Below are 12,823 nucleotides of genomic sequence, written 5' to 3' on the forward strand. Positions count from 1 at the left end.
ACACGCCTAAGCTCGACCTGCACATACCGAAGGAGTTGACGACGTCATGAGCGACCAGCTGACCGTGAGTGTCCTGGGCACCGGAATCATGGGCGCGGCGATGGCCCGGAACATCGCGCGGGCCGGGCACACCGTCCGCGCCTGGAACCGCAGCCGTGACAAGGCCGAACACCTGACCGCCGACGGCGTACACGTCGTCGACACCCCGGCCGAGGCCGTGGCGGACGCCGACGTCGTCGTGACGATGCTCTACGACGGGCCCGCCGCCCTGGACGTCATGCGGCAGGCCGCCGAGAGCTTGCGGCCCGGCGCCGCCTGGCTGCAGTCGACCACCGCGGGCCTGGACGGGCTGAGCGACCTGGCCGACTTCGCGACCGCCCACGACCTGGTCCTCTTCGACGCGCCGGTGCTCGGCACCCGCCAGCCCGCCGAGGCCGGAGAGCTGCTCGTCCTCGCCGCGGGCCCGAGCGCGTACCGCGACGCCGTGACCCCGGTCCTGGACGCCGTCGGCACCCGCACCGTGTGGACCGGAGAGGACGGCGCGGCCGGCTCCGCGACCCGGCTGAAACTGGTGGCCAACAGCTGGGTCCTGGCCGCCACGAACGCGGCAGGCGAGGTGCTCGCCCTGTCCAAGGCGCTCGACGTGGACCCGCAGAACTTCTTCGACGCCATCGCGGGCGGCGGCCTCGACCTCCCCTACCTGCGGCTCAAGGCGGGCCTCGTCCTGGAGGACCGCCTCACCCCCGCCCAGTTCGCGGTGGACACAGCGGTGAAGGACGCCCGCCTCATCGTCGAGGCCGGCCGACAGCACGGCGTCCGCCTCGACGTCGCCGAAGCGAGCGCGGCCCGCCTCGCCCGCGCCGCGGACCAGGGCCACGGCGCGCAGGACATGGCCGCCGCGTACTTCGCGTCGTTCGAGGAGGACGCGGACCGCTGAGGAGCCGCCGACGCCGTGTTCTGAGCGGGGTCGGCGGCGTCAGCCCAGCCGCGGAATCTCGATCGCCGGGCACCGGTCCATCACCATGTCCAGGCCCGCCGCCCGAGTGCGCTCGTACGCCTCCTCGTCGATGACCCCGAGCTGGAACCAGACGGCCTTGGCGCCGATGGTCACGGACTCGTCGGCGACGGGGCCCGCGAGGTCGCTGTTGACGAAGACGTCGACCACGTCGACCGGGAAGGGGACGGCGTCGAGCGAGGGATAGCCCTGCTCCCCGTGCACCGTCTCGGCCTTCGGGTGCACGGGGACGATCCGTTTGCCGAAGCGCTGCAGGACCTCGGCGACGCCGTACGCGGCGCGTGCCCGGTTCGACGACAGACCGACCACCGCCCACGTGTCGCCGGACTCCGTGAGGATCTTCCGGATGATGCCTGGATCGGCGTACATGCTGACTCCCTACCGATGTGACACGTAACTGCCTGCTCTGCGGTCAACCTTCGCGGGACATCGCGGATTCCTGTCGGACGGCGTGGGCGCAAACCATTGACGCAACAAGGGTTCGATTCTACGGTCCGTCCGAAGTCACGACCGCTGTTCGGTATGTCGGACAGGGCTGACGGTCGTGTCCGTCCCCGACGCGTCAAGGAGCCCGCGTGAGCCGCATTTTCGATCGCATCTCCGACCGCAGCCCCATCCGCATCTCCCGTCGCACCAGAACCGCCCTGATGGCCGTCCCGGCGGCCCTGGTCCTCGCTCTGATCCCGTCGACCGCGTCCGCGTACCCGAACCCGGGGCGCGTCACCGGTGCCACCGTCGTGCACGACCCGACCATGATCCGTACCTCGGCGGGGAAGTACCTGCTGTACGCGACCGGCGGCGGGCTCGGGTTCCGTACGTCGAGCGACCGGATCGCGTTCACGGCCGGCGCCGACGCCTTCGGCGGCAAGCCGTCCTGGTGGTCGTCGTACGCGACCGAGGCGTGGGCGCCCGACATCTCGTACCACGGCGGCAAGTACCTGATGTACTACGCCGTTTCGACGTTCGGCTCCAACAAGTCCGCGATCGGCCTGGCCGGTTCGAGTACCGGGCTGCCCGGCTCGTGGACCGACTACGGCGTCGTCTACACCTCCACCACGTCGAGCGACTACAACGCCATCGACCCGAACCTCTTCGTCGACAGCGACGGCAAGTGGTGGCTTTCGTTCGGGAGTTGGTGGACGGGAATCAAGATGATCCGGATCGACCCGTCCACCGGCAAGCAGTACGCGGGCGACACCGCCCGCCGCTCGCTCGCCTCCCGGCCGACCGGGACCAAGGCTGTCGAGGCGCCGTACATCGTCAAACACGGCAGCTACTACTACCTGTTCGCCTCGTACGACGTGTGCTGCTCCGGCACCTCCTCCACGTACAAGGTGAAGGTCGGCCGCGCGAGCGGTGTCACCGGGCCGTACTACGACAAGAGCGGCGTCGCCCTGACGAACAACGGCGGCACCCCGGTCCTGGAGTCGCACGGCAGCGTCATCGGGCCGGGCGGGCAGTCCATCATGAACGACTCCGACGGCGATCTGATCGTCTACCACTACTACGACGGCAACGACAACGGCACCCCGAAGCTCGGGGTCAACCTCCTTGACTGGAGCAGTGGTTGGCCCGTCGCGTACTGACGCTCAAACAGAGGCGCTCAGCCGACGTGCACGCGCGGCCGCCGCTGCGGATCGGGCTCCGCGCGGCGCAGCACCTCCCGCGTGACCGGGGCCACCTCGCCGTCGCCGAAGACGAGGAAGCGCAGCAGGTGGCTGACGGGGTGGCCCTCGGTCCAGTTGAAGTACGCGTGCGGGACCTGGCCCGTACGGTCGCGCAGGTTCATCAGGACCGCGGCCACGGTGTTCGGGACGCCGGGGCCGTGCACGCGCAGGCGGCGCACCCCGTGCTTCTCGTCACCGTGCACGGTCAGGTCCTCGGTGAAGTCCGAGGAGTCCTGGATGAAGACCTCCAGGAAGATCACCGGGCGGCCCTCGGGGATGTGCGTGTCCTCGCGCTGGCAGTGCTCTTTGTCGCGGTACTCGGCGGTGGTGTGCTCCTGCGGCTCGTTCGCGATGATCCGCAGCGGGCCCCGCGCCGCCGCCTCGTCGATGATCCGTACGGCCGCGTCGTCGAAGGTGACCGCGCCCGCGCGCAGTTCGAAGGCGCGGTGCACCCGGGACGCGAAGGAGGAGACCAGGATCGCCACGATGAAGATCGCGGCGATCTTGATGCCGTCGGGGCGTTCCACGACGTTCGTGACGAGCGTGTAGGCGAAGACCACGGTGATCGCGCCGAAGCCGAGCGCGGCCCGGCGGCGGCCGCGCCGGTGCACGGCGACGGTCGAGGCGAACGACGCCGACAGCATCAGCACCAGGACACCGGTGGCGTACGCGCCGGACTGGTCGTCGACGTTCGCGTTGAACCACAGGGTGATGGCGACCGCCGCCGCCATGAACGTCAGCACCAGGGGCCGCACGGCCCGCGTCCACTCCGGGGCCATGCCGTAGCGCGGCAGGTAGCGGGGGACCAGGTTGAGCAGGCCCGCCATGGCGGAGGCGCCCGCGAACCACAGGATGCAGATCGTCGAGACGTCGTAGACGGTGCCGAAACCCTCACCCAGATACGTGTGAGCGAGGTAGGCGAGCGCCCGCCCGTTCGCCGGACCGCCCGACTCGAACGCGTCCTGCGGGATCAGGATCGTCGTGGCCAGACTCGACAGCAGCAGAAAACCGCTCATGATCAGCGCGGCCGTGGTGAGCAGTTTGCGGGTGTCGCGGATGCGCACCGTCGGTTTCGCGTACGTGTCCTCGGCGCCGCCCCGCACCTGGGGCATCACCGCCACGCCGGTCTCGAAGCCGGACATGCCGAGCGCCAGCTTCGGGAAGACGAGCAGCGCGACGCCGACCATCACGAACGGCGAGGAGTGCTCGGCCGTCATCGCGTCCCACCAGTTGCCGATCTTGACCGGCTCGGTCAGGACATGGACCGCGGCCGTGACCAGGACGACTACATTCAGCGTGAGATACGCGGCGACGAGCACCACCGCGACCCGGATCGCCTCCTGGAACCCCTTGAGGAAGACCGCGCCGAGCGCCGCGAGCAGCACCAGCGTGATCCAGGTGTTGGCGCCTTGCAGGGACGCGGGCGCGAACGGGTTCTCCACGACGTGGGCCGCCGCGTCCGCCGCCGAAAGGGTCATGGTGATCATGAAGTCCGTGGCCGCGAAGCCCAACAGGACGAGTACGAACAGCTTCCCCGCCCACCAGGGGAGGAGGCGCTCCAGCATGGCGATCGAACCCTCGCCGTGCGGCGACTCCTTGGCGACCCTGCGGTACACCGGCAGCGCGCCCAGCAGAGTGAGCGCGATCAGCACCAGCGTCGCCAGCGGCGACAGCAGACCCGCGGCGAGCGCCGCGATGCCGGGCTGGTAGCCGAGCGTGGAGAAGTAGTCCACACCGGTCAGACACATCACCCGCCACCACGTGTGGCCCTGGTGCTCCGCCGGAACGTGCCCGTGCGGCCCCTGGTGCTGGGCCGTCCGCTCGGACAGACCCTCCAGCAGCCAGCTGCGCCAGCGGTGCGCGGGTGCGGGTGCGGCGGCCGGGCTCTCGGCCGGGGTGCCGGTCATGTGGGGATGCTTCCTGTCGGACGGCCGGGCGAGCTGGACGGCTCGTTGTTCGGATTGTTCGGACGGCTCTCTGGGACGACGTGCGAGTATCCACCACATCGTCACCCGCGCCTCGGGCGGGGGCGAGCCCGGCGACGCCTGCGCATACGCTGGTCCGATGCAGGACGAGTACCGCACCGTGCCCCGTGAGGGCGTGCACGAGACAGAGATCAACCGGTCCCGGTTCCTGTGCGCGCTGGCGCCCGCGGCGACGGAGGAGGAGGCGCAGGCCTTCATCGCCCGCATCCGTAAGGAACACCCGACGGCCGGCCACAACTGCTACGCGTACGTCATCGGCGCCGACGCCTCCGTACAGAAGGCGAGTGACGACGGCGAGCCGGGCGGCACGGCGGGGGTGCCGATGCTCCAGATGCTCACACGACGGGAGATGCGGTACGTCGTCGCGGTCGTCACGCGGTACTTCGGAGGCGTGAAGCTGGGCGCCGGCGGCCTGATCCGGGCCTACGGAGGCGCGGTGGGCGAAGCGCTCGACACCCTCGGCACGGTGACGCGCCGCAGATTCCGGCTCGCCACGGTGACCGTCGACCACACCCGGGCCGGGAAGATGGAGAACGATCTGCGGGCCACCGGGAGAGATGTCCGGGATGTCCGCTACGGCGAGGCGGTCGTCATCGAGATCGGGCTTCCGGAGAGTGACGTGGAGCGGTTCCGGGGGTGGCTGGCGGATGTGAGCGCCGGGACCGCCGGGTTCGAACTCGGTGGCGAGGCCTACGGCTGAACCGGGCCGGGCGCTCACGTCGAGCGGCCGCTCCGGCGCGGCGCGGGGCGGGCGTGGTGGCTGCTTCGGGCGTTCCGGCCGGGATGTCCGACCCACCGGTTAGCCTCATGTGTCATGAGACTGCTGCACACGTCCGACTGGCATCTGGGCCGCGCGTTCCACCGCGTGAGCATGCTCGATGCCCAGGCCGCGTTCATCGGCCACCTCGTCACCACCGTGCGCGAGCGTGACGTGGACGCGGTGGTCGTGTCGGGCGACGTGTACGACCGGGCGGTCCCGCCGCTCTCCGCGGTCGAGCTGTACGACGACGCGCTGCACCGGCTCGCAGAGCTCGGTGTGCCCACAGTGATGATCTCCGGGAACCACGACTCGGCCCGCCGGCTCGGCGTCGGCGCGGGCCTGATCGGCCGCGCCGGCATCCATCTGCGGACGGAGGCGGGCCGCTGCGGCGACCCCGTCGTCCTGCCGGACGCCCATGGCGACGTCGCCTTCTACGGACTGCCGTATCTCGAACCCGCCCTGGTGAAGGACGAGTTCGGGGTCGCGAAGGCCGGTCACGAGCAGGTGCTCGCCGCCGCCATGGAGCGGGTCCGCGCCGATCTCGCCGCGCGCGCCGCCGGCACCCGGTCCGTGGTCCTCGCGCACGCCTTCGTGACCGGGGGCGCGCCGAGCGACAGCGAGCGCGACATCACGGTGGGCGGTGTCTCCGCCGTCCCGTCCGGTGTCTTCGACGGCGTCGACTACGTGGCGCTCGGGCACCTGCACGGCAGCCAGATCATCTCCGAGCGTGTCCGGTACTCCGGCTCGCCGCTGCCGTACTCCTTCTCCGAGGCCGACCACCGCAAGAGCATGTGGCTCGTCGACCTCGACGCGGACGGTGCCGTCGCCGCCGAGCGGATCGACTGCCCCGTGCCCCGGCCGCTCGCGCGCGTCCGCGGCGACCTCGACGACCTCCTCGCCGACCCGGACCTCACCGCCCACGAGGAGTCCTGGGTGGAGGCCACGCTCACCGACGAGGTCCGGCCCGACGACCCGATGGCCAAGCTCGTCGACCGCTTCCCGCACACGCTCAGCCTGCTCTTCGAACCGCGCCGCACCGACACCCGGCCCGACGCCACGTACGCCGAGCGCCTCAAGGGGCGTGACGACCACGAGATCGCGGAGGACTTCGTGACCCATGTCCGGGGCGCCGGACCCGACGAGGACGAGCGGGCGGTGCTGCGGGCCGCGTTCGACACGGTCCGTACCGACGACGTGGTGCGCGAGGTCGCCCGGTGAGACTGCACACCCTCCGCGTCACCGCGTTCGGGCCCTTCGGCGGGACGCAGGAGATCGACTTCGACGCGCTGTCCTCCGCGGGTCTCTTCCTGCTGCACGGGCCGACCGGCGCCGGCAAGACGTCCGTCCTCGACGCCGTCTGCTTCGCCCTGTACGGATCCGTGCCCGGCGACCGGCAGACCGGCGGCGGCCAGGGGCAGAACCTGCGCAGCGACCACGCCGGGCCGGGCGTGCGCACCGAGGTCGCCCTCGACCTGACCGTCGCGGGCCGCCGCCTGGAGCTCACCAGACAGCCGCCCTTCGCCCGCCCCAAGAAGCGCGGCACCGGTTTCACGACGGAGAAGGCACAGAGCTGGCTGCGCGAGTACGACGCCGTGGCGGGGGAGTGGAAGGACCTCAGCCGCTCCCACCAGGAGATCGGCGAGGAGATCACCCAGCTGCTCGGCATGAGCAAGGACCAGTTCTGCCAGGTGGTGCTGTTGCCGCAGGGCGACTTCGCACGCTTCCTGCGCGCCGACGCCGAGGCGCGCGGCAAGCTCCTCGGCCGCCTCTTCGACACGCACCGGTTCGCCGCGGTCGAGCAGCGGCTCGCCGACGACCGGCGCGGCGCCGAGAAGCAAGTGACCGCCGGAGACGCCGAGTTGCTCGCCGATGCGCACCGCATGCAGCAGGCCGCGGGCCGCATCGTGGAGCTGGCGCCGGTCGACGCGGCCCCCGGCGACCCCGGTCTCGCGGACGCCGTCCTGACCTGGGCCGCGACCGCCCGCTCCACCGCACGCGAACACTTCACGCACAGCCATCTCGCCCTCGCCGCGGCCGAGTCGGCCCGCGTCGCGGCACAGCGCACGCTGTCCGACACCACCGAGACGGAGCGCCTGCAGCGCCGCTTCGCGGAGGCACAGGCGCGGGCCGCCGCGCTGGCGGACCGCACCGAGGAGCACCGGGCCGTCGAGGAGCGGATGGAGCGGGCCCGCAAGGCGGAGACCGTCGCGCCCGCCCTCTCCCTGCGTGACGCTACGGAGGAGGAGCACCGGGCGGCGCTGCGGGAGGAGGAGCGGGCGCGCGGCGAGTTGCGGGCCGGCGCGCCCGCGGGTCCGGGCCCCGCCGGGGCCGGTACGAAGCGGCCCGGCGAGACGCTCGCCCAGGAGCAGCCTGGCGACGCGCCGGGACCGGATCAGCCCGGCGACGCGCTCGCCCCGGAGCCGCTCGCCGACGCCGGACCCGCCGCTCTCGCCGAGGCGGCGCGGCGTGTCGCCCAGGAACTCGGCGGGCTCGACGCGGCGCGGCGCGCCGAGCGCCGGCTCGACGGGCTCGCACGCGAGCGCGCCGGACTCGACCGCGAGGAGCGCGCCGACGCCGACCTCCTCGACGAGGCGGGAGCCTGGCTCGGCGCATGGGACACCCGCCGCGCCGCACTCCAGTCCGCCGTGGACGACGCCCAAGAAGCGGCCACCCGCGCCGAACACCTCGCCGGACAACTCGACCCCGCGCGCAGGCAGGCGCGCGCCGCGGTCGAGCGGGACCGGCTCACCACGCACGCCGAAAGCGCCCAGGACGCGGTGGTGCGGGCCCGCGAGGACGCGGCGGCCGCACACGAGAACTGGCTCTCCCTGAAGGAACAGCGGCTGCGCGACGTCGCCGCCGAACTGGCCGAGGCCCTGATCGACGGCGCACCCTGCACCGTCTGCGGGGCGACCGAACACCCCGCGCCCATCACCAAGTCCGCGAGCCACGTCGACCGCGCCGCAGAGGAGAGCGCCCTCGCCGCCTACCGCACCGCCGACGTGCGCCGCGCCGACACCGAGCGCGCCCTGGCCGCCGTACGGGAAGAACTGGCCGCCGCGAAAGCCGCCGCCGGGGGCCAGGAGGCTGCGCAACTCGCCGAGACCGTACGGGAGTTGGAGGCGCGACACGCCGACGCCCGCGCCCTGGCGACCGGCCTGCACGCGGCTCGGGAGACCCTCGCCCGCGCCGAGAGCGAGCACGGCCGACGGCTCACCGCCCGCCAGGACGCCGCCACCCGCACCGCCGCCCGCGCCTCCCTTCGCGAAGCGCTGGATCGTGAACAGGCCGGACTGGAGAGCGAGTTGACGCAGGCGCGCGGCAGCGCCGAGAGCGTCGAGCAGCGCGCGGCCCAGCTGGAGCGGCACGCGCACCTGCTCACCGAGGCCGCCGAGGCGGCCCGCGCCGTCGAGGACACCGCGACGCGCCTCAAGGCCGCGGACGCGCGACTCGCCGACGCCGCGTTCCGCGCCGGGTTCGACACGCCGCGGTCCGCGGCCGACGGCCTCCTCGACGACGCCCGGTACCGGGAGCTGCAACACCGCCTGGACGCCTGGCAGTCGGAGCGGGCCGCCGTGCGCGCGATCCTCGCGGAAGAGGACACCGCCGAGGCCTCGCGCAGGCCCGCGGCCGATGTCGCCGCCGCCCACGCCACGGCCGAGGCCGCCGACGCGCGGGTCAGGGCGGCCGGCTCCGCGCGGGACGCGGCAGCCCGCCGCTGCGACGAACTCGACCGGCTCTCCCGGCGCGCCGCCACCGAGGCGCGCCGCCTCGGCCCGCTGCGCGCGACCTACAACCGGATCGCCCGGCTCGCCTCCCTCGCGGCCGGCACCTCCGCCGACAACGAGCGCAAGATGCGCCTGGAGTCCTACGTCCTCGCCGCCCGCCTCGAACAAGTGGCGGCCGCGGCGACCGCACGGCTGCGCCGGATGTCGTCCGGCCGGTACACGCTGGTCCACTCCGACTCCCTTGCGGGGCGCGGCCGTTCGGGCCTCGGCCTGCATGTCGTCGACGCCTGGACGGGCCGCGAGCGCGACACGGCGACGCTCTCCGGAGGCGAGACGTTCTTCGCCTCGCTCGCCCTCGCGCTCGGCCTCGCCGACGTCGTCACGGACGAGGCCGGCGGTGTCCGTCTGGACACCCTCTTCATCGACGAGGGCTTCGGCAGCCTCGACGACCAGACCCTCGACGAGGTCCTCGACGTCCTCGACTCCCTGCGCGAACGGGACCGCAGCGTCGGCATCGTCAGCCACGTCGGAGACCTGCGCCGCAGGGTGCATGCGCAGCTGGAGGTCGTGAAGGGGCGGGCGGGGTCGGTGGTGCGGCAGCGGGGAGTTTGAAGACAGGCCCCAGGACCGAGAGGGTGCAGGGCCCCGCCCGAACTCATCTCAGTGCCCGATCTCCCGGCGCGGCAGCGGCGACGAGTACACGACGCTCGTCGTCACCGAACCCAGCGTGCCGATCTTGCCGGAGATCTCCTCCAGGTGGCTCATGGAGCGGGCCGCGACCTTGATGACGAAGCAGTCGTCGCCCGTGACGTGATGCGCTTCCAGGATCTCCGGCGTCGCCTCGACCAGATCGTGGAACGGCTTGTAGTTCCCGTTCGGGTAGCGCAGCCGCACGAACGCCAGTATCGGCAGCCCGAGCCGCTCGGGCACCACCACCGCCGCGTACCCCGCGATGACCCCGGCCTCCTCGAGCCTGCGTACCCGCTCCGTGACGGCGCTCGCAGACATGGACACGGTCCGCGCCAGCTCGGCGTAACTGGCGCGGCCCTCCCGTTGCAGGGCCTGCAGAATGAGCCAGTCGGTGGCGTCCGGCGCGTACACGGGCCCGGGCGTGGAATCAGCGGTCATGGGTGAGAGATAGCAGGGGAATCCCCGGCGGATCAAGAGGGATGCCGGGGATCGGCCCTTCAGCATGGCGAGCGCCGCCCGTAGATTCTTGGCCGGGGAACGGGCGCCGCACCGTCTCCTCACTCCGAGCACAGCACCGATCGACGGAGGCACCGCCATGACCACGACCGCCCTCAACCCGGTTCTGCGGGTCGCTCCCGCCTCGCCGGCCGCCGCTGCCGCCCACTTCGGCGCGAGCCTCGCCTTCCACGCCGACGTGTCCGACGTCGCCGCCGCGCTCACCGCCGACGCAGACCCCGGCTTCGTGGTGCTCGACTCGCGCTCCACCGCGTCCTGGGACCAGGGTCACGTCCCCGGCGCGGTGCACCTGCCGACCGCGCTCATCGCCGAGCAGGCCGAGCACATCCTGGACAGGACCGTCCCCGTCGTCACGTACTGCTGGGGCCCCGGATGCAACGGCGCCACCCGCGCGGCCCTCGCCCTCGCCGAACTCGGCTTCCAGGTCAAGGAGATGCTCGGCGGGTTCGAGTACTGGGTCCGCGAGGGCTTCGCCCACGAGACGTGGGAGGGACCCGCGCGCAGGGCCGCGGACCCGCTGACGGCGCCCGTCGGCGCGGACGACTGCGGCTGCTGAACCCGGCCAGGGCGAGAGGCCCGGCGCCGGCGGATTTCCGCTCGGCCTGTCTTCGAACTCCTCTCTGCCCGGCGACGCCCGGCACGCACTGTCGCCGCACCGGGCGCAAAGCCGAGTAGCCCCGTAGGAGGCCCTGCGCCCGGCCCGCCGAGAGCACGCACCGAAGCCCTCCGGGCGACGAGGGGAGTGTGAAGACAGGCCCTACAGCGACGACAGCTCGTCCACCAGGTCGTCCAGGCCGAGCGACCCCTGGGACAGTGCCGCCATGTGCCATGTCTTCGCGTCGAAGGAATCGCCGTGCGCCGCCTGCGCGTTGGCCCGGCCGAGCAGCCACGCCCGCTCGCCCAGTTTGTAGCCGATGGCCTGGCCCGGGATCGACAGGTACCGGGTCAGCTCGCTCTCCACGAACTCCGCCGGCCGGCTGCTGTGCGCCCCGAAGAACTCCTGCGCCAGGGCGGGGGTCCACCGTTCGCCCGGATGGAACGGCGAGTCCGCCGGGATCTCCAGCTCCAGGTGCATGCCGATGTCGACGATGACGCGCGCCGCCCGCATCATCTGCGCGTCCAGGTAGCCGAGCCGCGTCTCGGCGTCGGTGAGGAAGCCCAGCTCGTCCATCAGGCGCTCCGCGTACAGCGCCCAGCCCTCGGCGTTGGCGGAGACGCAGCCGAGTGTCGCCTGGTATCGGGAGAGGTCCTCCGCGACGTGCACCCACTGCGCCAGCTGCAGATGGTGGCCGGGGACGCCCTCGTGGTACCAGGTGGAGAGCAGGTCGTAGACGGGGAACCGGGTCTCGCCCATCGTGGGCAGCCACGTACGCCCCGGCCGCGAGAAGTCCACCGACGGAGGCGTGTAGTACGGAGCCGCCGCGCCACCGGGCGGCGCGATACAGGACTCCACCTGCCGTACCCGCTCGGCGAGGTCGAAGTGGGTGCCGTCGAGCGCGTCGATGGCCTCGTCCATGACGCCCTGCAGCCACTGCCGCACCTCGTCGACACCCTCGATGTGCCGCCCGTGCTCGTCGAGGTGGGCGAGGGCCACCCACGGCGTCGCGGCGCCGGGCAGGATCTTCTCCGCCTCGGTGCGCATCTCGGCGAGCAGCCGGTGGAACTCGCTCCAGCCGTACGCGTACGCCTCGTCGAGGTCGAGGTCCGCACCGTTGTAGTAGCGCGACCAGCGCGCGTAGCGCTCGCGGCCCACCACGTCGGGGGAGCCCTCGATCGCGGGCGTGTACACATCGCGCATCCAGTCGCGCAGCTCGGCGGTGGCCGCGTCCGCCGCCCGCGCCGCCTCGGTCAGCTCGGCGCGCAGCGCCTCGGGCCCGTCAGCGGTGAACTCCTCGAACCAGCCGCGTTCCTGCCCCGCCCACGCGGTGAGCTGTTCGACGAACGTCGCGGTCGGCCGCGGCGCGCCGTGCAGCTTCCGCTCCAGGCCGAGGCCGAGCGTCTCGCGGTATCCGGCGTACGCCGCGGGCACCGCCCGCAACCGTTCGGCGACCGCCGCCCAGTCCTCGTCGGTGTCGGTGGGTGTGACGGCGAAGACCTCACGCACGTGGTGGACCGGTGAACCGAGGTTGCTGACGGCGCGCAGCGGCTCCTCGGCCTCGTGCACGGCGAGTTGGGCCGTCAGCCGCTCGCGCAGCAGCCGCGCGCACCGCCGCTCGACATCTCTGTCGGCACCCGGCGCGCGCTCCGCCTCGTCGAGCCGCGCGAGCGTCTCGCGGGCCAGCCCGGCGACCGCCTCGATGCCCGCGGGCGAGAGGTCGGGCAGCTTGCTGTGGGATGCGCGGACGCCGAGATATGTGCCCTCGACGGGGTCGAGGTCGACGAAGGCGTCGACATACGCGTCGGCGACCTGCCGGGGCAGCTGACTCTGGGTGTGTGACGTGTCTGGCATGGCCACATCCTCG

10 protein-coding genes are annotated in these 12,823 nt (G+C 72.5%); 6 read left to right on the forward strand and 4 right to left on the reverse strand.

Features of this window, described 5'->3' with window-relative positions; all coding sequences use genetic code 11:
• Positions 1-46 precede the first annotated feature (46 nt).
• Positions 47-937, forward strand: a complete 891-nt coding sequence (locus tag AB0J02_RS16420; RefSeq protein ID WP_363194340.1) for an NAD(P)-dependent oxidoreductase — start codon at positions 47-49, stop codon at positions 935-937.
• A 39-nt stretch (positions 938-976) separates the two neighbouring features.
• Here AB0J02_RS16420 and AB0J02_RS16425 read toward each other — a convergent pair whose 3' ends face one another.
• Positions 977-1,384 carry a CoA-binding protein gene (locus tag AB0J02_RS16425; RefSeq protein WP_363194341.1) on the reverse strand — a complete coding sequence of 136 codons (408 nt, stop codon included), beginning with the start codon at positions 1,382-1,384 and terminating at the stop codon, positions 977-979.
• A 278-nt stretch (positions 1,385-1,662) separates the two neighbouring features.
• Between AB0J02_RS16425 and AB0J02_RS16430 the strand changes: the two genes are divergently transcribed.
• Positions 1,663-2,601, forward strand: a complete 939-nt coding sequence (locus AB0J02_RS16430; RefSeq protein WP_363194558.1) for an arabinan endo-1,5-alpha-L-arabinosidase — start codon at positions 1,663-1,665, stop codon at positions 2,599-2,601.
• Between the two features lie 17 nt (positions 2,602-2,618).
• Here AB0J02_RS16430 and AB0J02_RS16435 read toward each other — a convergent pair whose 3' ends face one another.
• Positions 2,619-4,589: an amino acid transporter gene (locus AB0J02_RS16435; protein ID WP_363194342.1), complete on the reverse strand. Its 1,971-nt coding sequence runs from the start codon at positions 4,587-4,589 to the stop codon at positions 2,619-2,621.
• Positions 4,590-4,746: 157 nt separating this feature from the next.
• Here AB0J02_RS16435 and AB0J02_RS16440 point away from each other — a divergent pair, with 157 nt between their 5' ends.
• The 3 genes from AB0J02_RS16440 (at position 4,747) to AB0J02_RS16450 (ending at position 9,767) form a co-directional block, all read left to right on the forward strand.
• Positions 4,747-5,367 carry a YigZ family protein gene (locus AB0J02_RS16440; RefSeq protein ID WP_363194343.1) on the forward strand — a complete coding sequence of 207 codons (621 nt, stop codon included), beginning with the start codon at positions 4,747-4,749 and terminating at the stop codon, positions 5,365-5,367.
• Positions 5,368-5,481: 114 nt separating this feature from the next.
• Positions 5,482-6,645 carry an exonuclease SbcCD subunit D gene (locus AB0J02_RS16445; RefSeq protein WP_363194344.1) on the forward strand — a complete coding sequence of 388 codons (1,164 nt, stop codon included), beginning with the start codon at positions 5,482-5,484 and terminating at the stop codon, positions 6,643-6,645.
• Positions 6,642-9,767, forward strand: coding sequence for an SMC family ATPase (locus tag AB0J02_RS16450; RefSeq protein WP_363194345.1), 3,126 nt, complete (start codon positions 6,642-6,644; stop codon positions 9,765-9,767). The genes AB0J02_RS16445 and AB0J02_RS16450 overlap by 4 nt, the downstream gene beginning before the upstream one ends.
• Positions 9,768-9,815: 48 nt before the next feature.
• Here AB0J02_RS16450 and AB0J02_RS16455 read toward each other — a convergent pair whose 3' ends face one another.
• A complete protein-coding gene (locus AB0J02_RS16455) occupies positions 9,816-10,283 on the reverse strand; it encodes an Lrp/AsnC family transcriptional regulator (protein ID WP_363194346.1) in 468 nt (155 codons plus the stop codon).
• Between the two features lie 157 nt (positions 10,284-10,440).
• Here AB0J02_RS16455 and AB0J02_RS16460 point away from each other — a divergent pair, with 157 nt between their 5' ends.
• Positions 10,441-10,917: a rhodanese-like domain-containing protein gene (locus AB0J02_RS16460; RefSeq protein WP_363194347.1), complete on the forward strand. Its 477-nt coding sequence runs from the start codon at positions 10,441-10,443 to the stop codon at positions 10,915-10,917.
• Between the two features lie 201 nt (positions 10,918-11,118).
• Here AB0J02_RS16460 and AB0J02_RS16465 read toward each other — a convergent pair whose 3' ends face one another.
• The gene (locus AB0J02_RS16465) at positions 11,119-12,810 is read right to left on the reverse strand and encodes a DUF885 domain-containing protein (RefSeq protein WP_363194348.1); all 1,692 of its coding nucleotides are present in this window, start codon (positions 12,808-12,810) and stop codon (positions 11,119-11,121) included.
• Positions 12,811-12,823 lie beyond the last annotated feature (13 nt).

Origin of the sequence: Streptomyces sp. NPDC050264, assembly GCF_040655895.1 — a bacterium.
GTDB lineage: Bacteria > Actinomycetota > Actinomycetes > Streptomycetales > Streptomycetaceae > Streptomyces.

Coding starts and splice junctions, on each gene's coding strand:
- AB0J02_RS16420 (WP_363194340.1), top strand. CDS start 47: ATGAGCGACCAGCTGACCGTGAGTGTCCTGGGCACCGGAATCATGGGC.
- AB0J02_RS16425 (WP_363194341.1), bottom strand. CDS start 1,384: ATGTACGCCGATCCAGGCATCATCCGGAAGATCCTCACGGAGTCCGGC.
- AB0J02_RS16430 (WP_363194558.1), top strand. CDS start 1,663: ATGGCCGTCCCGGCGGCCCTGGTCCTCGCTCTGATCCCGTCGACCGCG.
- AB0J02_RS16435 (WP_363194342.1), bottom strand. CDS start 4,589: ATGACCGGCACCCCGGCCGAGAGCCCGGCCGCCGCACCCGCACCCGCG.
- AB0J02_RS16440 (WP_363194343.1), top strand. CDS start 4,747: ATGCAGGACGAGTACCGCACCGTGCCCCGTGAGGGCGTGCACGAGACA.
- AB0J02_RS16445 (WP_363194344.1), top strand. CDS start 5,482: ATGAGACTGCTGCACACGTCCGACTGGCATCTGGGCCGCGCGTTCCAC.
- AB0J02_RS16455 (WP_363194346.1), bottom strand. CDS start 10,283: ATGACCGCTGATTCCACGCCCGGGCCCGTGTACGCGCCGGACGCCACC.
- AB0J02_RS16460 (WP_363194347.1), top strand. CDS start 10,441: ATGACCACGACCGCCCTCAACCCGGTTCTGCGGGTCGCTCCCGCCTCG.
- AB0J02_RS16465 (WP_363194348.1), bottom strand. CDS start 12,810: ATGCCAGACACGTCACACACCCAGAGTCAGCTGCCCCGGCAGGTCGCC.